Origin of the sequence: Granulosicoccus antarcticus IMCC3135, from assembly GCF_002215215.1 — a bacterium.
Taxonomy (GTDB): Bacteria; Pseudomonadota; Gammaproteobacteria; order Granulosicoccales; family Granulosicoccaceae; genus Granulosicoccus; species Granulosicoccus antarcticus.
The window spans coordinates 2,680,809-2,704,069 of record NZ_CP018632.1 but is presented as its reverse complement, the minus strand read 5'-3'; the positions used below and the strand labels follow the sequence as shown (position 1 = coordinate 2,704,069).

Genomic DNA, 23,261 nt, shown 5'->3' with positions numbered 1-23,261 from the left:
TTTGTGAAATTGTCGTGAGAATTAGGCCACTTGCGCCTGTCACTTGTCAGCCAACGCATACAATGCGTCATATCTGGCGTCGCTACATGTACACATACGTCCATCTGGCGTATCTTTACAATCTTGTCACACTATTGTTCCGGTCGTCTCATGAAAGTGTTGTGCCCTAGAGTCCTGCTTCTGACAGTCTGTGCAACTGCCCTGCTTGGCGGTTGTGGCTCCTCTTCCAATTCCTCTCCCAGTGACGAAGGTGCATTTGATGACCCTACGGTAGGTGTAGGTACTGACTCTGGCGGAGACACTGGCTCTGAGACGGATGTAAGCACTGGAAGTGATACTGGTTCTGAGGCGGGAACTGACACTGAAGGTGATACTGGTTCTGAGACAGAGACTGGAAGTGATACCGGCTCTGAGACCGGCGAAGACACTGGCGAAAACACTGGCGAAAACACTGGTGAAAACACTGAAGAGGATGCGGGACCGGACACGGGCGATGAAGATATCTTTGTGCCTGAAATAACGGCCGGCAGCGATATCGACAGACTGGTCAAAGGCATCAAACGACAGGTATCACTCACTTTGCTTGATCTCAACAAGAACTTGAGCGAAGGCACGACATTGACAGAACTGCAGCAGGATTGCCTGGGTGCATATGATCCGGCGGTCGGCGAGCAACTGCTGGCTATCGACTGTGGCTCCAGTGGATTGGCAACTGGTGAGATCAGCGTCTATGTCACTGAGGCAGCTTTCTATGCAACCGACAGCTGTCACGCCAGTATTTTCAACGGCAATACTGATAATTGCCAACTGCAACGCGCAGATATCAGACTTCCGGATGTATGGGAATTTCTGAATGGAGAAAGGCGGCCAACACTGACATTTGCAGACAGACAAGTCACCTATGCGCTGACGGATACCCTACTCCAGATCACAAGCGCCGACTCAGCACTTACCGGACCATTCGCATGTGACTACGATCTCGCTACCAACACAGCGACATCAATCCTTGCACCGGGAACCTCGTGCGCTGGCATCATTGCGGCAACTGCTGACAATCTGGACGAAGTGGTACCTCAATAGAGCGAATGTCGGGAGAGCTGGCAAAAGCAAACCTGGCACCTCTTTCAGCGCAAGCAACTCGCCTCCCTTCGAGGCGGGTTGCACAGACAATAATCCTCAACGTTTTCGCAACCGCTCCGCTCTTCCGCTAACGAATATCTTCCTTCACATCAGAGGCAATGATTTCGGATTTCAGCACAGTAGCGTCGAACATTGTCTTGAACTGGTCCACTGCCGGTAAGTGAACACTTTCGAAAAGCTCCTGTATATGGCCAAATGCCAGAGGCTGATAGACCAACTCTGCATTCACAGTGTATGACTCACCATTACCGGGCACTTGAACCCGGTATGTAACCTCATCACCACCAGCGTCGAAGTCTGCATCTGAGGCAGCCAGGCCGACAGTTCGGATATCACTCGGCGCCGAAGCCTTTTCCAGCCCAACAGGCAATAATCGGTTGTCCTTGAGATAATCTCGGGCCAGCGAGAGTGAATGCGTGACGCTCTGAGCCTCATCACCCATGATGGCTTCGTAAACCTGCACCTGATCCGCAGAATCGATACTCTGGTAATGGTTCTCGTACTGGCTGCTATCGGTATCTGTCGCTACGCCCACAATGCTGCCATCACTGGCAAGCGCACCCGATTCAAATACGATAGCGCCGCTTGAATCCTTGACCTGAAAATGGATAAATACGCGTCGTGAAGGGTAGCCGCTAGGCAGCTTGTGCCCTGCCAGATTGCGAATTCGAACCACACTCACCAGCTCTTGCCCTGTCAACTCGCTGTCAACTATCTGCACTGATGCAGACCCTTTGAGAAAGCTGCGGTTTCTGAGAATGGATTGCTCGAATTGCTGGCGATCAACCGCTATCCCCAACTCATCGCTGTAATTCATCAACAGGCTCTGCATGACCGTATTGGCCCCCAGAAACGTGTGACGCGAGAAACCTTCACGCGGAACCCCGCCCCCTTCGGTAGCAAGCATGAGCGTACCTGGTACTTCCGGCATATGACAACTCTGGCAATTTTGTGGGTTCTCACCCTCAGTGCCATAGGCACTGTTTTGCCATTCCGAAAACACCATTTGCTCAGGAAAAAACGTCAACGTCTCGGAACTGGAATCATCAGCTGCAGAATGTTGGGAAGAAGTACGTAAATCGTGACAGGCAGCGCAGGATTCTGACGTGGCAATATGAGGACCAAGAAGCGGATTGAAACGGACCTGCGTTCTCATGAAAACCCCACTGGGATCTGAATAAGGTCCATAGGCAGGTCGGTCAAAGGAATTATCGTAGCTGAGCACCGTGAAATTCCCGGACACACCCTCAGGTGTACCCAACAATCCATCGTCTTCTACCTGATGACACAGCGTACAGCTGACCCCCTCCATGGCATGATCAAACAAAGGGCTGCTGGGATTCAGCATTCCGTCCTCAAACAAGGCCAGCGGTGCCCCATCCTTGCGACCTGACTCATTGGCCATTGGTGCGTGACAACGAGTGCAGCTGTCCTGCAACGTATTTTCCAGCAACGGATGCCGATCTATCTCGGCAGCTACTCTGGCAATCCAATAGGGATCCCGAGCGGCATTGGCCATCATGCTGCTCGACCAGTCGCGAGCGATGGATACATCACTACCCGCCTCGTCTGACAGACCATCATGACAAGTAGAACACTGACCCGACCCCGAGAAATAAGTACCCGCAAATCCTGCATCATGTGGGGACAGGGCCGGAAGTGCGCCTGTTCCGACACTGCCTCCATCGCCTGAGTCACTGCCCTGGCCGTCGCTACCGCCCTCGCCTTGACCATCGCCAGAATCGGAAGAACCGCCCGCCTCCAGTTGCACGCCCTCAGAGCAGGCAGACAAGCCCACGACCAGACACACAAGTGTCAGCAGGCGGGCCGTGGCCATCAAGCTCATTGATCAGTTTCCGCAACGTTCACACAACTGCGCTTTCGTCGAAACAAACACAGACTCAAGCCCAGGGATACCAGCCACAATATGGAGACCGCCCCGACTTCAACGGCACCCTCACCTGTCGAGCTGTTATCAGTTGAGTCCGGACCCGGTTCGGGCGTTGGCTCGGGCTCTGGAGACTCACCACCCCCATCCTCACCGATATAACGAATGCGCCGCACCTCAGCGGTAATGATGCTGGCATAGTAAAGTGCGCCATCTTCTCCAACCCGAATTTCGGTCATCGGTTGCATGTCGCTGGCAAAATCGAAACTCGTCACATTATCCGGATCGCTGACATCGGCATAGCGCATCCAGCCTTGTATGAAATCACCATAGAAAAGCATGCCCGAGTAGTTCGACGGAAATGCTTCTCCGAAGTAGAAGTCCCCGACCATGGCACTACTACCTGATTCAAGATGCTCCCAGCTCAGCAAAGGTGCTTCGATTTCTTCACTGGACTGATAAAGCGCCTGACAAAAGTCCAGTGGCTCGAATCCAGGCTGGCGCAAGTTGCCACCTTCACCGCCTTCATAGCAAGGCCATCCAAAATTCTTGCTGCTACCGCCATTGATTTCTTCCCATTGCTTCTCCCCGACATCTCCGACATAGGGTTGTCCAGTCAAAGGGTGGATGGTCATGCTGTAGGGATTACGCAAACCGGTACTGATGACTCGTGAGCGATTACTGTCCGGATCACCGTCGAAATAAGGGTTATCCGACAAACCTTTACCCGTCTCGGGATCAATCCTGAGAATCTTGCCGCGCAGGCTATTCAGATTGAGAGCCATTTCGGTCAAGGGCTCGAAACTACGGTAACTGGCACCGTCACCATTACTGACATAGAGCGATCCGTCTTCGGCGAAACGCATGGCACCAATGGTATGAGAATCCTCATCAACCGGCAAACAATCCGGCGTGGGATCAGAGATCGGTCCGCACGACGGAATAGTCGTGTTGTAACGCCCTTCAGGCTCGCCTATGGCCTCGTAGGTGCTGTTGCGACCCAGTATGACCTCAGCACTACCTTCGACAGCTACATTGAAGTCACGAGCTGGATCAGCGGTATAGCGCACCAGGCGCGAAACGCGGTTGCCATTGCCCTCGAGTGTGCCGGGCCCTTCCAGACCATTGCTTACCAGCTCAGGAGGATCATAGGTGTACAACACGTAGACAAAAGGCGTCAAGGGGAACTGTGGATGCACCGCCACTGAAAGCATGCCTCGATCTACTCGGTCATTAACGATTTCATTAATGTCGAGGAAAGGCTCAGCCAGCAGCTGACCGTCCTGAAATACTCGCACAATACCCGCCTTCTCACTAATGAAGACCCGCCCTGCGGCAGATGCATCAAAGCCGGTTATCTGGCCATCCAGCCCGCTGATATAGGCCTCGTCAATAAAACCTTCCGGCAGCTCTATTGCCAGCGCGGTGCCGGGAAGCTGAGACAACAACGTAAAGAGTACGGCGCCAATTCGAATCAGCATTTGCCAGACAATTCCTGGTAATTGACACAATGGAATGTGTTCATTGAAAGAGGTTTCCCGCCTGCGGAGGCTATCAACTACAGCCTCCCTATTCTAGCTCGGATCCCAAAGCAGACATTTTGTTGCATCGGAATGTTTAACAATGGGAAACACTGACTAATAGGCATATATCGGGCCGCCCGGGATGGGCCGCCCGGGATGGGCCGCCCGGGATAGGCCGCCAGGGATAGGCCGCCCGGCCAAACCAGATCAAATCGCCTGAGATAGACCACTCATACACAGCCCTTCTGATAGAGTGAATACCAATGGAGCAGCATAAGCTGACTTCTTGATTCAGTATTTGAATCCGTTCAGCTATCGAGACTACAGCGAGTGGCTCAGATGAGCTGCGCCGCACCCACTAGTGCAGGATATGGTGATTTGATGACGTAGCTCGGCACTTTTTCAAGATAGTGCTGCATTCGCCCTTTTGCTTCGAACTGCTCACGGAAACCTGATTGCAGGAAAAAATCACCTAGACGCGGCACTACACCGCCGCCGATATAGACACCGCCCTCAGCACCTAGTGTCAGCACCAGGTTTCCGGCACAAGAACCCAGCAATTCGCAGAAAATGTCCAGTGCTTCTACACAGGCAGCATGCTCTGGCAAGGGCTCAGACGCCAACCCATGTTCAGTGACATCAGCAGGCGAATACTCGTGAGGCGACATACCGTCGATTTCACGCAAGGCGTTGACGATGTTGACAAGGCCCGGACCTGAAAGAAAGCGTTCGGCAGAGACGTGCCTGAACTTATGACTCAAAAGCTCATAAACAGCGAATTCGCGGGGAGTTCGAACACCCAGAGAGACATGGCCTCCCTCACCCTGCAATGCGGTCCAATGACCGTTACACGGAATGAGCCCCGAGACGCCCAGACCGGTACCCGGACCAATGATGGCTTTGGCATGATTCGGCACTTCTTCACCACCGCCGACCTTAATCAGCTCCGAGGCTGGCAGATGCGGAACTGAGAGTGCCAGAGCCGTGAAATCATTGACAACATGCATGCAGTCAATACCGAGCTGCTTGCGGGTTTCTTCAATTGAGAATGACCAGTGATTATTGGTGAGCTTGATCACATCCCCGACTACAGGTGTGGCAACAGCGACCGCAGCAGCGGTGACACGATCTATATCGTGTTCACTCAAATAGGTAGAAACAGCGGCGGCAAGACTGGGAAAGTCATCAGTACGCAGAGTGCTGGTACTGGAGGAAATAGGCTGGTTGTTGTCATCCAGCAGAGCAAACCGGGCATTGGTTCCGCCCACATCGCCGACCAATCGATTGTGGCTCATGGAGCATCCAAAGTCAGTGCCAATAATGGCGGAGAGAGAGGGATTCGAACCCTCGATACGCTATAAAACGTATACTCCCTTAGCAGGGGAGCGCCTTCAGCCACTCGGCCACCTCTCCGGATTGCTTTTGCCAAGCACAAAAACTGCAATATGCAGTTTTTATAGGCAAAAACATTATTTGTAAAACAGGGGCGGTTAACCCGTTAAAACTGAAATCACAGCTTATCAACAATGATTGAATAAACTGGGATGACTCAAGAAAACTGGTGCGCCCGGAAGGATTCGAACCTCCGACCGCCTGGTTCGTAGCCAGGTACTCTATCCAACTGAGCTACGGGCGCCTGTTTTCTTGCGACCTGATAATTATGGCGTTTTAAAATGGCTACGTCAACCTTTCAGATCATTTATTTTCATCTTTTTCTACGATTCATTGAATTTCGAGTGATTCAATGAATTTTCTGCTTCAACTTTGCGATTCAAGTGCCTCTGAATCGACTTCCTGCTCTTTCTTGATTCTTGCGTAGATCTCTTCTCGGTGAACAGAGACCTCTTTGGGCGCGTTCACTCCGATGCGCACCTGGTTCCCTTTCACGCCCAGAACCGTGACAGAAACTTCATCACCGATCATCAGCGTTTCACCAGCCCTGCGGGTCAATATCAACATGGTATTAGCTCCTGTGTAACTGCTCCCGGCATTGCGCCAGAAAGCCAGTGTCCATTTCGCCAAATTATGTCAGCTAGCTCAGGTATTTAATCGCCACACCCTTTGGCTGTGGTCATATTTAACAGTTGTGCAACGATGTCGCACATTTTGCGTATTACGAGCCTGAAAAAGCGCTCGCAATACGCTCATGACGCGTCAACGAGTTGTCACCGTGTTACAGATTGAAAAATGACCTGACTCCCTCTTACTCAGGATTCAATGACTTCATCAGCTCCCAGTTCGAATTCTTCATGTAACGCACGTACACCAAGCTCGATGTATTTCTCATCAATCACCACACTGATCTTGATTTCAGACGTAGTGATCAATCGCAGGTTGATGCCCGCATCTGCCAGACTCCTGAACATGCGACTGGCTATGCCAGCATGAGAACGCATGCCAACCCCAACGATCGACAACTTGGCAATACGATCATCGCCGGAAATCGTTGTCGCACCCAGGGTGTCGTTGTTGCTTTTCAGATAATCGATGACTCGCGTGTATTCATCACGATGCACAGTGAATGTGAAGTCAGTGGTGTCATTGGCACCGATGTTCTGAATGATCATATCCACTTCAACGTTCAAGTCGGATATAGGACCCAGAATCGCGTAGGCAGTACCAGGACGATCTGCTACCCCCGTGACGGTGATCTGCGCCTCATCCCGAGTGAACGCTATGCCGGACACTAGCGCCTGTTCCATGGTGTTTTCCTCGTCATCGTAAGTTATCAGGGTGCCGTCGCCAGGCTTGAAGCTGGACAAGACGCGCAGTGGTACATTGTATTTTCCGGCAAATTCGACGGCACGTATCTGTAGAACCTTGGAACCGAGGCTGGCCATTTCCAGCATCTCCTCGAAGGTAATCCGATCCAGCCGTCGAGCACGCTTCTCCACACGTGGATCTGTCGTGTAGACACCATCCACATCGGTAAAAATCTGACACTCGTCGCACTTCAGCGCAGCGGCCAGTGCAACAGCAGAGGTATCCGAGCCACCGCGCCCCAGTGTCGTGATGTCTCCTTCCTCGCTCACACCCTGGAATCCGGCCACCACCACCACGCGACCCGACTTGATGTCGTCCATGATACGAGCCGTATCGATATCCAGAATACGAGCCTTGCTATGACTATTGTCAGTCAGGATCCGAACCTGGGCTCCTGTATAGGAGCGCGCCTCGACACCTAACTCCTTCAACGCCATTGTCAACAGGGCGATCGTCACCTGCTCTCCGGTAGACAGCAGCACGTCCAGCTCGCGCACATCGACCACCGCCGGCATCACCTCGCGAGCCATGGCAACCAGACGATTGGTCTCGCCAGACATTGCGGAAACCACAACGACCACATCGTCACCGGCATCCCTTGCCTGTTTAAGACTTTGCGCTACGTGCTGGATACGCTCCACGCTACCGACGGAAGTACCGCCATATTTCTTGACTAGAAACGCCATGTTAGAAAAAACACACCTGTATCAATGAACCGTTGAATTGAATCTGTCGACCGAGTCGATTCGCCACCTCAGCCTGCACCTGTGACATCGGGGGCGATTTACGCCCCCATGCCATCAGACAGAAAAACGAGACTGAATCAGTGCGCGAGCGGCTGCAAACGATTCTTCAATCTTTTCAAGAGAGTCAGCGCCACCTTGCGCCATGTCGGCACGACCACCCCCACGACCGCCCAGGATAACCGTGACCTCCTTCAGAAGATCACCCGCCTTGAGCACCCTCGTACGACTGTCTGCAACAGAGGCAATCAGAGACACCTTGCCATCCTTTTCACTGGCCAGAACGATAATGCTGTTTTCCAGCTTTTGTCGAAGCTGATCAAGCAGAGTTCGCAGTGACTTCGCATCAGCATCTTCTACCACCTGTAAAAGCACGCTGACATTGCCGATAGTTTCAGCATTGGCGGCAAGATCATTACCGGAGTTGGCAGCAAGCTTCGCCTGCAGCTGTTCAACCTCGCGGGCAAGATCACGATTGCGTGTCTGCAGCTGCTTGAGCTTTGGAACCACATCATGTTTGGGCGCTTTGAGTGTCGTCGCCACCTCATTCAACTGGTGTTCCAGAGCTTGCGAATAACTCAGTGCAGCTGAACCACTGACAGCCTCGATACGACGGACTCCGGCAGCCACACCACCTTCGGTCAAAACCTTCACACCACCCAGTTCGCCCGTTGCACCAACGTGCGTACCACCACACAGCTCGACCGAGCGATCTCCGAGGCGTACGACACGAACAATGTCGCCATATTTTTCACCAAACAGTGCCATGGCGCCGGCCGCAACCGCATCCTCCATCGACATTTCCTGAGTGCTGCATTCACTATTGGCGCGCACTTCACGATCTATCCATTGTTCGATACTCACACGCTGCGCCTCAGTGACCGGTTCACCGTGTGAGAAGTCAAACCGCAGAGACTCATCGTTAACCAGCGACCCCTTCTGCTCCACGTGCGTGCCCAGAACAGAACGCAGAGCACCGTGTAACAGATGCGTTGCAGAGTGGTTCTGGCGAATCCGCTCACGACGTGCAACGTCGATAGTGGCAGTAACGGCATCACCAACAGTCAAAGCCGCGCCGCTCAGCGCGCCTGCATGGGCAAAGGCCTGTCTTTGCTTCTGGGTATCCAGCACCTCGAAAACAGCATCCTGAGCTTCTACACCGTTAGCATCACGCCGAGTTATGTGGCCAACATCACCGACCTGCCCGCCTGACTCACCGTAAAAAGGCGTTTTACTCAAGACCACCCAACCCGCCTGACCAGGCTCCAGCCTTTCAACCGATTCACCGTCGACAAAAAGCTCGTTGATGACACTTTCACACTGGTTCTCTGTGTAACCGACAAATACCGTGGCAGAACCGGACTGAAAATCCAGACCCTGTGCGGCAAAGTTGCTGGCAGCACGGGCGCGAGTTCGCTGTGCTTCCATGCAAGTATTAAAACCTTCCATGTCCACTTCAAGTTCACGTTCACGCGCAATATCACCAGTCAGATCTGCCGGAAATCCGTAAGTGTCGTACAGCTTGAAGATAACCTCGCCAGGAATGGTCTTGCCGGATAGATTGGCGACTTCGTCGTCAAGAATGCTCAAACCTGCCGACAACGTTGCAGCAAAGCGCTCTTCTTCCTTGAGCAGCTGACTGTCCACCTCTGCTTGCGCTGCAACCAGCTCCGGATAGGCCTGGCCCATCTCGCGAACCAGCGAAGGCACCAGTTTATGGAAAAAGGTTCCTGAGGCACCCAGCTTATGGCCGTGCCGGGCAGCACGACGAATGATACGTCGCAGAACATAACCGCGACCTTCGTTGCTTGGCAGCACTCCGTCGACAATCAGAAATGCACAGGAGCGCAAATGGTCTGTAATGACGCGTAGCGAAGGGTTGGCAAGATCGCCGACACCCAGCAGTTTGGCCGCATCTCTGATCAAACGATCAAACAGATCTATTTCGTAGTTGCTATGCACATGCTGAAGCACTGCGGCAATGCGCTCAAGCCCCATTCCCGTATCTACACATGGGCTTGGTAGTGGTGTCATGGTGCCATCAGCAGAGCGATCAAACTGCATGAAAACCAGATTCCAGATTTCGATATAGCGATCGCCGTCTTCCTCAGGCGAACCTGGAGGTCCACCCCAGACATCTTCACCGTGATCATAGAAAATTTCAGAACACGGACCGCAGGGACCGGTATCACCCATCATCCAGAAATTATCCTTGGCACCGATGCGAATGACACGTTCTGCCGGGACCCCTATTTCATTGACCCAGATGCTTTCCGCTTCATCGTCTTCCTCAAAAATGGTTACCCATAATTTGTCAGCTGGCAGACCCAGGGTGCCCGTCAGAAAGCTCCAGGCAAATTGTATGGCTTCGCGCTTGAAATAATCACCGAAGCTGAAATTGCCGAGCATTTCGAAAAATGTGTGATGACGCGCTGTGTAGCCCACGTTATCCAGATCATTGTGCTTGCCGCCGGCACGGACACAACGCTGAGAGGTGGTGGCGCGCTGATAATCACGGACCTCGTCACCTGTGAACACATCCTTGAACTGGACCATGCCAGCGTTTGTGAACAACAGAGTTTTGTCATTGCCAGGCACCAGCGAGCTGGAGGCCACAATTTGATGACCCTGACTGGCGAAGAATTGCAGAAATTGCTCACGAATCTGAGACGTTGTTTGGGGTAAGGAAGCTGGCATGACGGGCCGCGAACAATCAAAAGGTCCGCTAGTGTAGCCGGAGCGCAGCCTTACGGGTAGAGCCTGTTGTCGATCATCGACACGATAGGCTGTGCTCAACCCGATGGAGTACGACCAAGTTCACGTCTTGCCTGGTTCAATCCACGCAAAACATCACTGGAGTTAAAGCCACGCCCTTGCAGAAATCGCGCAATCCGCGCAGTGGCGGCTTGATCCGTATCAGTGATCTCATGCGATGTGAAGCGCTTGTAGATCACCTTCTCTGCTTGCTCGACCCAATCCACGTCCAGCAATTGCATCGCTCTGCGTACATGATGACTATCAAGACCGCGCGTCGCCAGCTTTGACCGTATGGACAAAGGGCCATAACCGTGATTCATACGTTGTTCCGCATACAGCTCGGCATAACGTGCATCATTCACGTAATTGGCTTCAATAAGCTCAACCAGTGCAGCGTCAATTGCCACACTGCCGTGCTCTCGCTGCTTTAGTTTGCGCGTCAGTTCGACAACAGAGTGATCGCGACTGGCAAGCAGGCGTATGGCGGCACCATAAGCCTGCGTTGCCTCTTTGGCGGCAATCTCTTCTGCAGTGAGCGAATCGTTCATTGCAATCCTGCCTGACTACTGATTCGCCCCTGCATCAACGCTCTCAGACTTCGGATTCTGCCTCTTCAGTCTTGTCAGCCTTACCCGGCGGCTTATCCCGGATACTTTCGGGCTTGGCCAACAGCATGTCGCGAAGCTTGACATCAATTTCGTCAGCAATATGTGCATGTTCGATTAGATGCATGCGGACTTTGTCCTTACCTTGGCCGATACGGTCGCCGTTGTAGCTGTACCACGCTCCCGCTTTGTCGATCAGACCATTCTGCACGCCCAGATCGATCAACTCACCTTCACGGGAAACACCTTCGCCATACAGAATCTCGAACTCAGTCTGTTTGAACGGTGGTGCCATCTTGTTCTTGACGACCTTGACGCGAGTTTCGTTACCTACGATTTCATCACCACGCTTAATGGCTCCGATACGACGAATGTCCAGGCGAACCGAGCTATAGAACTTCAACGCATTACCACCGGTCGTGGTTTCGGGGCTACCGAACATGACACCGATTTTCATACGAATCTGGTTGATGAAAATAACCAGTGTATTGGTGCGTTTGATATTACCGGTGAGTTTGCGCAGAGCCTGAGACATGAGACGTGCTTGCAGGCCCACATGCGAATCACCCATATCACCTTCGATTTCGGCCTTGGGGGTCAGGGCAGCTACCGAGTCAATAACGATAATATCAACGGCACTGGAACGAACCAGCATATCGACAATTTCGAGCGCCTGATCGCCTGTATCAGGCTGGGAGATGAGCAACTCGTCAACATCCACACCCAGCTTGCGTGCATAAACGGGGTCCAGTGCATGCTCCGCATCCACAAACGCCGCTGTTCCACCCGCTTTCTGGCATTCAGCAATGACCTGCAATGTCATTGTGGTTTTGCCTGAGGACTCAGGGCCGTATATTTCACAAACCCGGCCACGCGGCAGACCACCAATACCCAGAGCGAGATCCAGACCCAGTGAGCCTGTTGAAATGACATCGATGTCACGCGAGACACTATCGTCTCCCATACGCATGATAGTGCCCTTGCCAAATTGCTTTTCAATCTGGCCAAGCGCCGCTGCGAGTGCTTTTTTCTTGTTCTCGTCCACTGATTTTTTCCCCGTTCTGTGAGATTGCGGTACAGCCACTCCCTGGCTACCGACGGTAGAACAGATTATTTCACATCAACGACGGAATTGGGGGTTCGAACCGTTAAAAGACTGTAAATATTTTCAGTTGTTCGAGCCAGCCTTACAGTCCTCGTAAGTTCCCGGCTTCAGCGCTTCCTGCTCTGAGCACAAGGTCTCCAGCTCCTCTTCAACCAATGCCTTGCGAGCATCCTGTTCCGAGATAGCATCACGCACTTCGTCTACTTTCTCCTGGGTTTTCTCGCGATTGGCGCGCGCTTCTCCCAGAACGACCTTCTGCTCGGCAATATAGGCTTCCAGCTCATCGATAGACAGCTCTTTCTGCTGCGCACTTGCAAATGCCGAAGTACTCAGCAGCAGTACCAGCAGAACACGTCGAGTAAGGTCTACGTTACGTTTCATTGATTCAGATCACTCCCATCCAGGATCCGCGCGATGGTACCACGCAAGGCGTGCAAGACCGCCTGCTCGCGCACTGTGCGGCGGTCACCTTCCAGATGCAACAACTCTGCCGATACCGCATTTCCGATGGCCCAACCAAACCATACCGTACCCACAGGCTTGTCTGGCGTTCCACCATCGGGACCGGCCACACCACTGACAGCCACCGCAACGGGCGAGCCGCTGCGCTCGCTGGCACCTCTTGCCATAGCCAGAACACAGGCCTCACTGACCGCTCCATGCTCCTCGAAAACAACCTCCGCCACCCCGAGCAACGACTGCTTTGCCTCATTGGAATAGGTCACGACCGACTGAGCGAACCAGGCGGAGCTTCCCGGCATAGCGGTCAAGGCCCCCGCAATAAGGCCCCCAGTACAGGATTCTGCCGTGGTCATTGTTGCATTGCGGCTCAGTAGCAGCTCTGCGAGCCCGGCAACCAGCTCGTCAGATTGAGCCTGAAACCGTTCTTCTCTGATTCTTTCCTCGGTCATGCGTTTTTTTCACCCATTGTCTTTGCCCTCTCCTCTCTCACAAGCTCGCACACTGAGTACACTATGCCTCATGACGAACAGCACACATACCCCCATGATGCAGCAGTACCTGGGCATCAAGGCACAGCACCCAGACTCCATGTTGTTCTACCGCATGGGCGATTTCTACGAATTATTCTTCGATGATGCCAGGCGGGCAGCCCAGTTTCTGGACATTACGCTCACCGCTCGTGGCAAAAGCGGCGGTGAACCGATTCCGATGGCCGGCATTCCTTATCACGCCGCGGACAACTACCTGGGCCGACTGGTCAGAATGGGACTCTCGGTCGCTATCTGCGAACAGACGGGAACCGTAACCAACAAAGGTCCGGTTACTCGTGAAGTGGTGCGTGTTATTACGCCCGGCACTCTGACCGAAGAGTCGCTACTGGCTTCGCGTGCCGTGGCCCTTCTGGTTTGCGTCAGTGAAGGCCGTGAAGGCTTCGGCATTGCCGCGCTTGATGTCGCAGCTGGCGATCTGGCTGTCATGCAGGTGGAAGACTTACCCCGACTACAGGCCGAACTGGCAAGGCTGGACCCTGCCGAACTGCTGCTTGGCGAAGACAGTCGCTTGCAAAGCGAATTTTCCAACTACACCCGCCGCAGCAGAGCCCCATGGCTGTTCGACCAGGCTGCAGCTCGCAAATCGTTGACCGAACACTTCAAGGTCCGCAACCTGGAGGCATTCGGTTGCGAGAACCTGACACTCGCGATCAGTGCTGCAGCGGTGGCATTGGGATACGCCCGTGAGACACAGCTCAACGCGCTCGAGCAAGTGGCGAACATGCGAGTTGAAAACGCCTCTGATACGGTCATTCTGGATCCCGGAACACGACGCCATCTGGAGCTTGTCGAGAATGCGCGCCAACAGGAATCCAACACACTGTTCAGTGTGATCGATCGCACAGCCAACCCCATGGGCACTCGCAAACTGCGCGCATGGCTACAACAACCGATACGAAATAGAGAGCAGATTTGCCAGAGACAGGACCGGGTCGGCGCACTGATGCAGGACGACACCTGTGCAGAGGTCGCAAAAGTACTGGCAAACATGCACGACATGGAACGCATCACCACTCGCATATTGCTGGGAAGTGCCCAACCGCGTGAACTGGAACGACTGCGATTGAGCCTGGAATGCCTGCCCGAGCTTTTGCAACATTTACAAAACCCTGGTCGCAGTGAACCAGCGCACGCCGACGCGTTGAAGAATATCCTCGAGGTCCTGCAGCAGCCAACCACTGCTGACAAATTCCTGAAATCTGCCATTCGTGAAAATCCTCCCGTCGTTCTACGTGATGGAGGCGTCATAGCCGATGGTTACGATGCCCAGCTGGACGAACTGCGCTCGCTAAGTGGTGATGCAAGCGATTTTCTGGCTCAAATGGAGCAGCGCGAAAAGGCATCAACAGGCATCAGTTCCCTCAAGGTGGGCTACAACCGTGTTCACGGGTTCTATATCGAAACCAATCGCCAAAGCGAACCGCCTGCGCACTACATACGACGCCAGACTCTCAAGAGTACCGAGCGTTACATCACTCCCGAGCTCAAGGAGCATGAAGACAAGGTTCTGGGGGCGCGTGAAAAGGCACTGGCTCGGGAACGAGAACTGTATGCCAACGTTCTGGAAACACTGAAGCAGGAGCTCGCGACCCTGCGCAGCATGGCGACGACCATCGCCGAGCTTGATGTACTCAACAGCTTTGCACGCATTGCAGCTGAGCACGACTGGTGTCGCCCACAATTGAGCCTGGAGACCGGCATCGCCATTGAAGCTGGACGACACCCGGTCATTGAAGCGCTGATTGACGACCCGTTCGTTGCCAACCCAACGCACCTGGATGAACAGTGCAGGATGCTACTGATTACCGGGCCGAACATGGGTGGTAAATCGACGTTCATGCGCCAGACGGCGCTGATCGCCCTATTAGCCCATACCGGCAGTCACGTTCCCGCCAGTGCAGCCACCATCGGTCCGATTGATCGTATCTTTACCCGCATCGGCGCCTCAGACGACCTTGCCCGAGGTCAATCCACCTTTATGGTAGAAATGACCGAAGCCGCCCACATTCTGCGTAACGCCTCTCCCAACAGCCTGGTACTGATGGACGAAGTGGGTCGCGGGACCAGTACCTATGACGGATTGGCACTAGCCTGGGCCTGTGCTGAGCACCTGGCGCAGAATAATCGATCTCTATGCCTTTTCGCGACACATTATTTCGAGCTGACCGCCATGGCAGAACAGCATGAAAACATTGAAAACGTCCATCTCGACGCAGTGGAGCACGATGGCAGAATAATTTTCATGCACAGCATAAAAAAGGGCGCAACCGACCGTAGTTACGGCCTGCAAGTGGCGGAACTGGCAGGTTTGCCGGATACTGCCCTGGGATATGCGCGGGAGCGACTTGCGGCCCTGGAGGAGCATTCTGTTGCAGATACCGTCGAATCGGATCATTACAAGATTGGCGCCCCCGAACCAATAGAGAGCAAAGTGGATGATAATGCACGCGTCGTTGCCGGAACTGCGAAAACGGCACAATTGGACCTCTTCAGCCCCGGTGGGGCCTTGCAAGACTATATCTCCGAGCTAGACTTGGACACAATCACACCGCGGAACGCTCTCCAGCATCTTTATGCAATGAGCGACCTGGCGAACTGGAAATCCTGACAGTGTTGCGAGCCATTACGTGGCAGCTGTCATCTTGGCGTGCTAACTTAGAGCGATGACAAAATTCTCACGGGCAGGCCTCATCGTGAAGTTCAGCGATGAGAGCGTTGCCAATACACTTGCTGATGTAATCGGATGCCTAGAGGCGCTCGATGTTCAAGTGGTGCTCGACAACAGCACTCAAGGTCTGCTGGAAGGCGAACCACCCACGGTTCCCACTAGCGTCATCGGTGAAACCTGCGACCTGGCCGTCGTCATAGGCGGCGATGGCACCTTGCTCAGCGCTGCGCGCTCACTGGTAAACCATGACGTTCCCATTGTCGGCATCAATCGCGGCAGACTCGGGTTCCTGGTCGATGTGTCCCCCGATGGCGGCCTGGAAGAGCTTATCCAGATCGTCAAGGGTCAGTACATCGAAGAACACCGCGCCATGCTCAGAACCCGAATTCTGCGCGACGGCGAGTGTGTCGCAGATTCCTTCGCCTTCAATGACACGGTCATTCGTGTTCGTGACTTGCTGCAGATCATGGACTTTGACGTCATCATCGATGACGTACTGGTCACACACCAACGTGCAGATGGCCTGATTATCGCCACACCCTCTGGCAGTACAGCCTATTCATTGTCGAATGGTGGCCCTATTGTCGGTCCCACCATTGACGCGCTGGTCGTCCAGCCGATCTGCCCTCATACACTGACCAGTCGTTCTTTGATGGTCGATGCCGAGTCCACCATTCGGGTTCACCTCTGGGACGATGATGTGGCCAAGGCACAGGTCGTCTGCGATGGTCAAATTTATATGGATGCCATGCTGGGCGACATGATAGAAGTCAAACGTAACGCCAACCGCGTACGACTGCTGCACCCTGAAAACTACGATTACCATCGCATTTTGCGCGAGAAGCTTAACTGGGGCTAACCCTTCGGGACCAACCATTGCTTACCCATCTGCATATCCGGCACTTTGCCATCATCGACTCTTCGGAGCTGGAACTCGAGCCGGGTATGACAGCCTTGACCGGCGAAACTGGCGCTGGCAAATCAATATTGCTTGATGCTCTCGGGCTCGTACTGGGAGCTCGCGCCAACACCGATTCCATTCAACAGGGTGCTGAGCGTGCCGATATCACGGCAAGTTTTAATCTCGATCAACTGCCACACGTTACCCAGTGGCTGGCCGCCAATGAACTGGATGCTGAAGATGACTGCCTGATACGGCGCTCTCTTTCCGCCAATGGCAAATCACGTGCAACCATCAACGATCTGCCTGTGTCGGTACAAACACTGCGGGCGCTGGGCGAACAACTGGTCACCATTCATGGCCAGCACGCCTATCAGACACTTGGCAAATCTGCCCAACAACGGCAGCTATTGGACCGATTTGCTGGCGGTGTGCAATTTGACCGCGTCGCCAAAGCCTATGCAAGCTGGCATGTAGCAAATGAAGCCCTGGTAAACCAGGAGCGCAATGCTGCTGAACGTTCACAACGCATTGATATGTTGAGCTTTCAACTGCAGGAATTCGACGAGTTGGACATCGGCCCCAACACCGTGAAGGACATCGAGTCCGAACACCGCTGGTTAGCCAGTAGCGACCGCATACTGACTCTGGGTGAGCAATCGCTGCAGGCCATTGATGACGTCGCCTGCCCGGCACTCAACAAGGCGACCCCCGCCCTGAGTGAACTCGTACAAATCGATGAGCAGCTGCGTGAAGCACTGGATCTTGTCGAGTCTGCAGCTATTCAGCTGGCAGAAGCCAGTCATCTGGTCCGCAGCACCCTGGGCAGACTGGAACACGACGACACTCGCCTGTCCTGGCTGGACCAGAAACTGGGTGCCCTGCATTCCCTGGCTCGCAAGCACCAATGCCAAATGGCCGAACTTGCCACCGTCGAACAGGCACTGCGTGAAGAATTCGACACGCTGACCGACCCGAATATGGCAGGCGATGAGCTTCTGCGTGAACGAGATGCGTTACGTAGTATTTACGACAACGAAGCGGCGAAACTGTCCCGCCATCGCCGCAAGCACGCCAAGATACTAGCTAAAACCATTACCGAGTCCATGCAGGGCTTGAATATGACAGGTGGAGTCTTCGAAATCAGCCTGAAGACAGATACCGACGCGCCACACCGACTGGGCAATGACAATGTCAATTTCCTGGTCAGCCCCAACCCGGGCGTCAGCCCTGCCCTGCTGTCACGAGTTGCATCCGGTGGCGAACTGTCCCGTATAAGCCTGTGTATGACGCTTGCAGCGCTCGACTCCCACGCCATGCCGACTCTGGTATTCGACGAAGTAGACTCGGGAGTGGGCGGTGCCGTGGCAACAACCGTGGGGCAATTACTGAGACAGGTAGGCCAGAAATCACAGGTTCTTTGTGTCACGCACTTGCCACAAGTGGCCTCCCAGGCACACCACCACATGCTGATCAAAAAAGAAGTGGCCCGCGGCAAGACGAAAACGTCAGTTCAGCCTCTGGAGGCCACCAAAATCAGGGATGAGATCGCCCGCATGCTCGGTGGCGCAAAAGTCACCACCAAAAGTCGTCAGCATGCTCAGGAAATGCTGGACTCCGCATCATCATTTTCATGATAGACGCCATACAGAATGATCTTGTGGTCAGTCAGTGAGTAACCCAGCTCTTCGGCGATCTCACGTAGTCGCTTTTCGATCAACTCGTCCTTGAATTCAGATACTTTTCCAGATTTCATGCAGACGATATGATCATGATTATCGCCTGTGTCGAGTTCAAAGATGGCCTGTCCACCGTCGAAATGGTGCCGGGTAACCAAACCAGCTGCCTCGAACTGTGTCAGCACCCTGTAAACTGTTGCCAGACCTACATCACTTCCTTGCTTTAGTAATGCCTTGTAGACATCTTCAGCACTCATATGATGCTGTTCTGCCCCTTCAAGAATCTCGAGTATATTCAACCTGGGCAAAGTGACCTTCAGACCGGCCTTGCGTAAGTCTCGTGAAATGGTCTGATTATGTGTCATTGTGTTGCCACTACAGTAAAGTCCGCCGTTGGAAATCCGTACTAAAGTATACGACAATCTCTCCCCCGTTCTCATGGACTTCTACTATGCGTAGTGCTACCTGCCTGGCGATGATGCTATTTCTGCTATCAGCATGCGCCGGAGACCCCTTCTGGCTGCCCAGTGCCCACAAAATCAGTATTCAGCAAGGCAACCTGCTGAATGAACAGCAACTGGCCCGTGTCATCGTCGGTATGGAGCGCGAAGAGGTTCGCGAACTCATCGGCACACCGGTAGTCAATACGCCGTTCAAGGGCAATCGATGGGATTATGTCTTTACCCGTGGCCCGGCTGGTTCCGCCGTCAAGGCTCGTCGGGTGTCCATCATATTCGAAGACAACCTTGTCGCTCAGATTGACAGCAATCAGGATACCGAGACCGGTGAGCTCCCCGAAAAGCGTTACTGGTGGGAACTGATAGACAAGGAATCAACGGACGATACGCCGTATCAGGAACTTGACTGACGGGCGCGCTGTCGGCGCAATTCCTTGGGGTCCTGCTGAAGCGGACGATAGATCTCTACCCGATCGCCCTGCGCGCACGGGTAGTCATCTGCTACCGACTCACTGAAAACGCCTAGCGGCGCATTGGCAGGCTCGATGTCTATTGACGCGGTTGTCGGCACCAGGCCGGCATCCAGAGCCATCAACACCAGCTCTCTGGCTGTTGTGCCGACAGGAACACTCAAAGTCTTGAGGTATTGAACCTGAGGCATGGCTAACACCACCTGCACGTCCAGGTACTCCGGGGGCACGGCTTGCCTCACGGCGTGATCACGCCAGGCCCGGAAAAAATGCTTTCAGGATGATCATGATTGAATATCATCGGCACGTTTGACGAATGCAGCCACCATGGTGTCGCAAATTTTTGAAAAAGCGGTTCCCATCAGCGCCGCAAAGATACGGCTCTTGAATTCGAATTCGATCTCCAGCTCAACACGGCAGGCGTCCTCATCAATTGCCTTGAACTTCCAGACACCGTTTAACTGTCGAAACGGACCGTCAACCAACGACATATGAATAGCCTCGTTGACCACAAGACGGTTTCGCGTGGTAAAACGTGCTCCCTGCATACGTCGATCGATGGTGATCGAGGCGACTTGGTGCTCTTCGCTCTGCTCGGCGACCGTAGCAGCCTGACACCAGGGCAGAAAAGTGGGATAAGACCCAATATCACGTACGAGACCGTACATTTCTGCGGCGGAATGAGAAACTAGTGCTGAGCGAGCAATGGTTGGCATGAATTTGTCGTTGTGGTTCAGCCGCTCTGAAGAGCGAACGGGACGTATAATGGGTTATGGCAAAAAAGAATAAAAGCAATAAGATCTCAGGCGGCGCGCTCATTGCTCGCAACAAGCGCGCAACCTACGATTACAAAATCGATGAAAAATTCGAAGCTGGCCTGGCCCTGCAAGGGTGGGAAGTCAAGAGTCTGCGCGAGGGTCGCGTGCAGTTGGTGGATGCGTATGTGCAACTGTTTCGTGGTGAAGCCTGGATGTACGGTTGCAATATCAACCCCCTCAACTCTGCTTCCACCCATTATGTCGCAGAAAACCAGCGTCGTCGCAAACTCTTGCTACATCGCCGCGAGCTGTCACGTCTCACCGGCGCTGTAGAGCGCAAGGGATACACCATTGTCGCCATGTCCATGTACTGGAAAAACGGCAAGGTCAAGATCGAAATCGGCATTGGTAAAGGCAAGAAGGAGTTCGACAAGCGGGCCTCTATCAAAGACAGAGACTGGCAGCGAGACAAGGCCCGGGTTGTGCGCACGCACTGAATCCTGTCCTGTCGGTGGCGACAACACTCAGTGTTTCGCCACCAGCTTGTCCCAGGCACAGCCGTCCTCGGCTTTTCTCAGCTGTTCCAGCCACTTGTCGTGTCCCAGCAACTCATCGCTGTTGGCCATGACCTTGCGCAACTGGCTCACATCCACAGAAGTGGCCAGATCGACAACCACTGATCCGGATGAACTTTCCTGATCCAGTGACAGCTTGGTCTGCCCACCGGTCAAGACCAGATAGACATCGGCCAGAATTTCCGAATCCAGCAAAGCTCCGTGCAGCGTGCGGTGCCCATTGTTCACGCCCAGGCGCTTGCACAAGGCGTCCAGCGAGTTTCGCTGACCGGGGTATTGCTTGCGTGCCATAGCCAAAGAGTCGGTGACACGGCACACCTCTGACAGATTCACAGGTGCATTGCACAGACGAAACTCGTGCTCGAGAAATCCGACGTCAAACGGTGCATTGTGGATGATCAGCTCTGCGCCAGTAAGATAGTCACGCAACTCGTCAGCGATCTCGGCAAAACGCGGCTTGTCTATCAGGAATTCGTTGCTGATACCGTGCACAGCCATGGCACCCGGATCAATCTCACGATCAGGTTGTAGATAGATATGCAGATTATTGCCTGTCAGCCTTCGATCCTGCATCTCAACGCAACCAACTTCGATGATGCGATGCCCGCTTTTGTGATCGAGTCCTGTGGTCTCGGTGTCTAGAAACACGACACGACTACCTATTTTTTGTCCACTCATGACTATTCAAACACCGTAATAGTTCTTAATTATCATATACATAAAATATTTTTACTGAGGCTATTATAAGGCATGACAGTGTAAATAACTGCCGCCTTGTATCAGCATCAGCGAAGAAAGAGCGTTACAAACGACGCTAGGCGTGTGCTATTCAGACACTACAGTTAACAAGGCAAATCCAGCGGGACTGAGCGACTAAACCCAACAGGCTTGCGACAATCTCTCTACACTTGATCGGTGCTGCACACTCGCGTTGCAAGTGCACTGATGGCTCATATTCCGAGCCCCACCCCCACTCTCTGACACACCTCGCTGCTGATGGCTCTTTGTACTATGCCCGCCAGAATCTGGTTCACAAAAGGCCTGTCCAATACCAGCGATGCGATTTCGATCATGCGCGCCGACCCGGCCGCACAAGGCTTGTCTTTCATGGCAAGCCATGTGGATACTGACAACCCGGTGCGGCAGATTGCAGACGAATTCGTGCAAGAACCAGCCGATCTGGATGACTCTGACTACGCACAATGGGTGCTGGAGACGGCGATTCAACACCAGGTTGCACTGATTGTTGTGCAACGAAAAACGGACGCAGTCTGGGCCTTCCGAACCGAGTTCGCGGCACAAGGGGTACGCCTGCAAATTACCGCAGCCCCAGAAGTGCGGGCACTCCTGGATAACAAGATCCAGTTCCAGATAGATATCAGATCTCCGGAAACTCATCACGCGGGTGTTATCGGACATGTGTTTCGTGAATACTGCACTTTGGCCGAGTTCGACGCGGCCTGGTCAGATTTGAGCACGAATGGAAACGCAAGCCACGGACTATGCGTTAAACCGGCACAGGGTATCTTCGGCTCAGGCTTTCGCCGAGTCCAACCGGGTCTGGATGACATGGCGCAGATACTGTCGTATGACCCAGAGGCAGGCTTTCGGATCTCGCTCGCCGCCTATCGCAATGCTCTGGCAGCAGCGGAAAAACCAGTACCTCAGCTGTTAATGCCCTACTTGCCGGGAATCGAGCGAAGTGTCGACTTTGTCGCACATAACGGCCAGATGCTACACGCAGTGTGCCGCGCCAAACTGGGAAAATCCCAGCAAATCGAGATCGCCAGCCCATCGATCGAAATGGCAAGGGTTCTGGCCGCCCGCTACCAGCTAGACGGGCTGTGCAACCTGCAAACCCGGGAGAACAGCGAAGGCCAGCAAACCATCCTGGAGATCAATCCACGCATGTCTGGCGGTATGGCCATGGCCTGCCTGGCAGGCGTCAACCTGCCATTGGCATCCGTCTTTGCCGGGCTGGGATGGGATCAATCCGGCTTCAATGAGCCACTCGAAGGCGCATTCGTTGGTACTCAGTCAGTAGCCAGGCTGCTCACCTCCTGAGCACACCCCTGCCCCGATTCCCGCAACTCACCCCACTGGTCACGACACTCACCGAACGTGGATATTAGATATTAAGAATTTATTTTCTTGCTAAGTATGACGACGCTTTGTTTTGGAAGTTCCTATCTATTGATCCTTTATAGAACCATAC

Annotated in this window: 21 protein-coding genes and 2 tRNA genes; 7 read left to right on the top strand and 16 right to left on the bottom strand. The window is 53.6% G+C overall.

Annotated elements, in window-relative coordinates; translation table 11 throughout:
* The first annotated feature begins 150 nt into the window (after positions 1 to 150).
* Complete coding sequence (locus IMCC3135_RS11770; RefSeq protein WP_088917782.1) at positions 151 to 1,080, top strand: hypothetical protein; 930 nt, start codon at positions 151 to 153, stop codon at positions 1,078 to 1,080.
* 127 nt (positions 1,081 to 1,207) lie between these two features.
* Here IMCC3135_RS11770 and IMCC3135_RS11765 read toward each other — a convergent pair whose 3' ends face one another.
* From IMCC3135_RS11765 to IMCC3135_RS11710, 12 genes are all read right to left on the bottom strand, one after another.
* Positions 1,208 to 2,986, bottom strand: coding sequence for a multiheme c-type cytochrome (locus tag IMCC3135_RS11765; RefSeq protein ID WP_088917781.1), 1,779 nt, complete (start codon positions 2,984 to 2,986; stop codon positions 1,208 to 1,210).
* Entirely contained in the window at positions 2,983 to 4,509 is a 1,527-nt protein-coding gene (locus IMCC3135_RS11760) for a PQQ-dependent sugar dehydrogenase (RefSeq protein ID WP_088917780.1), read from the bottom strand. The genes IMCC3135_RS11765 and IMCC3135_RS11760 overlap by 4 nt, the downstream gene beginning before the upstream one ends.
* A gap of 377 nt (positions 4,510 to 4,886) precedes the next feature.
* On the bottom strand, positions 4,887 to 5,846 hold the full coding sequence (locus IMCC3135_RS11755) for a glucokinase (protein ID WP_088917779.1): 960 nt from the start codon (positions 5,844 to 5,846) through the stop codon (positions 4,887 to 4,889).
* A 26-nt stretch (positions 5,847 to 5,872) separates the two neighbouring features.
* Positions 5,873 to 5,964, bottom strand: a tRNA-Ser gene (locus IMCC3135_RS11750).
* Positions 5,965 to 6,110: 146 nt separating this feature from the next.
* A tRNA-Arg gene (locus IMCC3135_RS11745) sits at positions 6,111 to 6,187 on the bottom strand.
* Between the two features lie 122 nt (positions 6,188 to 6,309).
* Entirely contained in the window at positions 6,310 to 6,510 is a 201-nt protein-coding gene (csrA, locus tag IMCC3135_RS11740; protein ID WP_088921811.1) for a carbon storage regulator CsrA, read from the bottom strand.
* Positions 6,511 to 6,758: 248 nt separating this feature from the next.
* Positions 6,759 to 8,000, bottom strand: a complete 1,242-nt coding sequence (locus IMCC3135_RS11735) for an aspartate kinase (RefSeq protein WP_088917778.1) — start codon at positions 7,998 to 8,000, stop codon at positions 6,759 to 6,761.
* Positions 8,001 to 8,114: 114 nt separating this feature from the next.
* Positions 8,115 to 10,754, bottom strand: coding sequence for an alanine--tRNA ligase (gene alaS / locus IMCC3135_RS11730; protein WP_088917777.1), 2,640 nt, complete (start codon positions 10,752 to 10,754; stop codon positions 8,115 to 8,117).
* A 95-nt stretch (positions 10,755 to 10,849) separates the two neighbouring features.
* Positions 10,850 to 11,362 (bottom strand): regulatory protein RecX, encoded by a 513-nt coding sequence (locus IMCC3135_RS11725; RefSeq protein WP_088917776.1) that lies wholly within the window; start codon positions 11,360 to 11,362, stop codon positions 10,850 to 10,852.
* A 43-nt stretch (positions 11,363 to 11,405) separates the two neighbouring features.
* A complete protein-coding gene (gene recA, locus IMCC3135_RS11720) occupies positions 11,406 to 12,464 on the bottom strand; it encodes a recombinase RecA (protein ID WP_088917775.1) in 1,059 nt (352 codons plus the stop codon).
* 123 nt (positions 12,465 to 12,587) lie between these two features.
* On the bottom strand, positions 12,588 to 12,905 hold the full coding sequence (locus IMCC3135_RS11715) for a hypothetical protein (RefSeq protein WP_088917774.1): 318 nt from the start codon (positions 12,903 to 12,905) through the stop codon (positions 12,588 to 12,590).
* Complete coding sequence (locus tag IMCC3135_RS11710; protein ID WP_088917773.1) at positions 12,902 to 13,435, bottom strand: CinA family protein; 534 nt, start codon at positions 13,433 to 13,435, stop codon at positions 12,902 to 12,904. Before IMCC3135_RS11710 ends, IMCC3135_RS11715 begins: the two co-directional genes overlap by 4 nt.
* Before the next feature lie 70 nt (positions 13,436 to 13,505).
* On the opposite strand from IMCC3135_RS11710, the gene mutS reads away from it, so the two are divergent.
* The 3 genes from mutS to recN are packed head-to-tail and all read left to right on the top strand — an operon-like array spanning position 13,506 to position 18,743.
* Entirely contained in the window at positions 13,506 to 16,145 is a 2,640-nt protein-coding gene (gene mutS, locus IMCC3135_RS11705) for a DNA mismatch repair protein MutS (protein WP_088917772.1), read from the top strand.
* Positions 16,146 to 16,200: 55 nt separating this feature from the next.
* Complete coding sequence (locus IMCC3135_RS11700) at positions 16,201 to 17,064, top strand: NAD(+) kinase (RefSeq protein WP_088917771.1); 864 nt, start codon at positions 16,201 to 16,203, stop codon at positions 17,062 to 17,064.
* Positions 17,065 to 17,081: 17 nt separating this feature from the next.
* A complete protein-coding gene (recN, locus tag IMCC3135_RS11695) occupies positions 17,082 to 18,743 on the top strand; it encodes a DNA repair protein RecN (RefSeq protein ID WP_157735931.1) in 1,662 nt (553 codons plus the stop codon).
* Here the strand turns inward: recN and fur are convergent.
* Complete coding sequence (gene fur, locus IMCC3135_RS11690; protein ID WP_088917769.1) at positions 18,707 to 19,150, bottom strand: ferric iron uptake transcriptional regulator; 444 nt, start codon at positions 19,148 to 19,150, stop codon at positions 18,707 to 18,709. The genes recN and fur overlap by 37 nt on opposite strands.
* An 86-nt stretch (positions 19,151 to 19,236) precedes the next feature.
* Between fur and IMCC3135_RS11685 the strand changes: the two genes are divergently transcribed.
* Positions 19,237 to 19,653, top strand: coding sequence for an outer membrane protein assembly factor BamE (locus IMCC3135_RS11685; RefSeq protein WP_088917768.1), 417 nt, complete (start codon positions 19,237 to 19,239; stop codon positions 19,651 to 19,653).
* On the opposite strand, the gene IMCC3135_RS11680 is transcribed toward IMCC3135_RS11685, so the two are convergent.
* Positions 19,638 to 19,943 (bottom strand): RnfH family protein, encoded by a 306-nt coding sequence (locus IMCC3135_RS11680; protein ID WP_205738008.1) that lies wholly within the window; start codon positions 19,941 to 19,943, stop codon positions 19,638 to 19,640. The genes IMCC3135_RS11685 and IMCC3135_RS11680 overlap by 16 nt on opposite strands.
* Positions 19,944 to 19,997: 54 nt before the next feature.
* Positions 19,998 to 20,429, bottom strand: coding sequence for a type II toxin-antitoxin system RatA family toxin (locus tag IMCC3135_RS11675; RefSeq protein WP_088917767.1), 432 nt, complete (start codon positions 20,427 to 20,429; stop codon positions 19,998 to 20,000).
* Between the two features lie 56 nt (positions 20,430 to 20,485).
* Here IMCC3135_RS11675 and smpB point away from each other — a divergent pair, with 56 nt between their 5' ends.
* Positions 20,486 to 20,968, top strand: a complete 483-nt coding sequence (gene smpB, locus IMCC3135_RS11670) for an SsrA-binding protein SmpB (RefSeq protein WP_088917766.1) — start codon at positions 20,486 to 20,488, stop codon at positions 20,966 to 20,968.
* Between the two features lie 27 nt (positions 20,969 to 20,995).
* Here smpB and dnaQ read toward each other — a convergent pair whose 3' ends face one another.
* Positions 20,996 to 21,724 (bottom strand): DNA polymerase III subunit epsilon, encoded by a 729-nt coding sequence (gene dnaQ / locus IMCC3135_RS11665; RefSeq protein ID WP_088917765.1) that lies wholly within the window; start codon positions 21,722 to 21,724, stop codon positions 20,996 to 20,998.
* A gap of 333 nt (positions 21,725 to 22,057) precedes the next feature.
* On the opposite strand from dnaQ, the gene IMCC3135_RS11660 reads away from it, so the two are divergent.
* On the top strand, positions 22,058 to 23,110 hold the full coding sequence (locus IMCC3135_RS11660; protein WP_157735930.1) for an ATP-grasp domain-containing protein: 1,053 nt from the start codon (positions 22,058 to 22,060) through the stop codon (positions 23,108 to 23,110).
* Positions 23,111 to 23,261: the final 151 nt, after the last annotated feature.

Excerpts from the sequence above, each read along its gene's own strand:
- IMCC3135_RS11675 (WP_088917767.1), bottom strand. The coding sequence starts at position 20,429 with ATGCCAACCATTGCTCGCTCAGCACTAGTTTCTCATTCCGCCGCAGAA.
- alaS (WP_088917777.1), bottom strand. The coding sequence starts at position 10,754 with ATGCCAGCTTCCTTACCCCAAACAACGTCTCAGATTCGTGAGCAATTT.
- IMCC3135_RS11755 (WP_088917779.1), bottom strand. The coding sequence starts at position 5,846 with ATGAGCCACAATCGATTGGTCGGCGATGTGGGCGGAACCAATGCCCGG.
- IMCC3135_RS11660 (WP_157735930.1), top strand. The coding sequence starts at position 22,058 with ATGCCCGCCAGAATCTGGTTCACAAAAGGCCTGTCCAATACCAGCGAT.
- IMCC3135_RS11700 (WP_088917771.1), top strand. The coding sequence starts at position 16,201 with ATGACAAAATTCTCACGGGCAGGCCTCATCGTGAAGTTCAGCGATGAG.
- fur (WP_088917769.1), bottom strand. The coding sequence starts at position 19,150 with ATGACACATAATCAGACCATTTCACGAGACTTACGCAAGGCCGGTCTG.
- dnaQ (WP_088917765.1), bottom strand. The coding sequence starts at position 21,724 with ATGAGTGGACAAAAAATAGGTAGTCGTGTCGTGTTTCTAGACACCGAG.
- csrA (WP_088921811.1), bottom strand. The coding sequence starts at position 6,510 with ATGTTGATATTGACCCGCAGGGCTGGTGAAACGCTGATGATCGGTGAT.
- smpB (WP_088917766.1), top strand. The coding sequence starts at position 20,486 with ATGGCAAAAAAGAATAAAAGCAATAAGATCTCAGGCGGCGCGCTCATT.
- IMCC3135_RS11735 (WP_088917778.1), bottom strand. The coding sequence starts at position 8,000 with ATGGCGTTTCTAGTCAAGAAATATGGCGGTACTTCCGTCGGTAGCGTG.
- IMCC3135_RS11685 (WP_088917768.1), top strand. The coding sequence starts at position 19,237 with ATGCGTAGTGCTACCTGCCTGGCGATGATGCTATTTCTGCTATCAGCA.
- mutS (WP_088917772.1), top strand. The coding sequence starts at position 13,506 with ATGACGAACAGCACACATACCCCCATGATGCAGCAGTACCTGGGCATC.
- IMCC3135_RS11760 (WP_088917780.1), bottom strand. The coding sequence starts at position 4,509 with ATGCTGATTCGAATTGGCGCCGTACTCTTTACGTTGTTGTCTCAGCTT.
- IMCC3135_RS11725 (WP_088917776.1), bottom strand. The coding sequence starts at position 11,362 with ATGAACGATTCGCTCACTGCAGAAGAGATTGCCGCCAAAGAGGCAACG.
- IMCC3135_RS11770 (WP_088917782.1), top strand. The coding sequence starts at position 151 with ATGAAAGTGTTGTGCCCTAGAGTCCTGCTTCTGACAGTCTGTGCAACT.
- IMCC3135_RS11710 (WP_088917773.1), bottom strand. The coding sequence starts at position 13,435 with ATGACCGAGGAAAGAATCAGAGAAGAACGGTTTCAGGCTCAATCTGAC.
- IMCC3135_RS11765 (WP_088917781.1), bottom strand. The coding sequence starts at position 2,986 with ATGAGCTTGATGGCCACGGCCCGCCTGCTGACACTTGTGTGTCTGGTC.
- IMCC3135_RS11715 (WP_088917774.1), bottom strand. The coding sequence starts at position 12,905 with ATGAAACGTAACGTAGACCTTACTCGACGTGTTCTGCTGGTACTGCTG.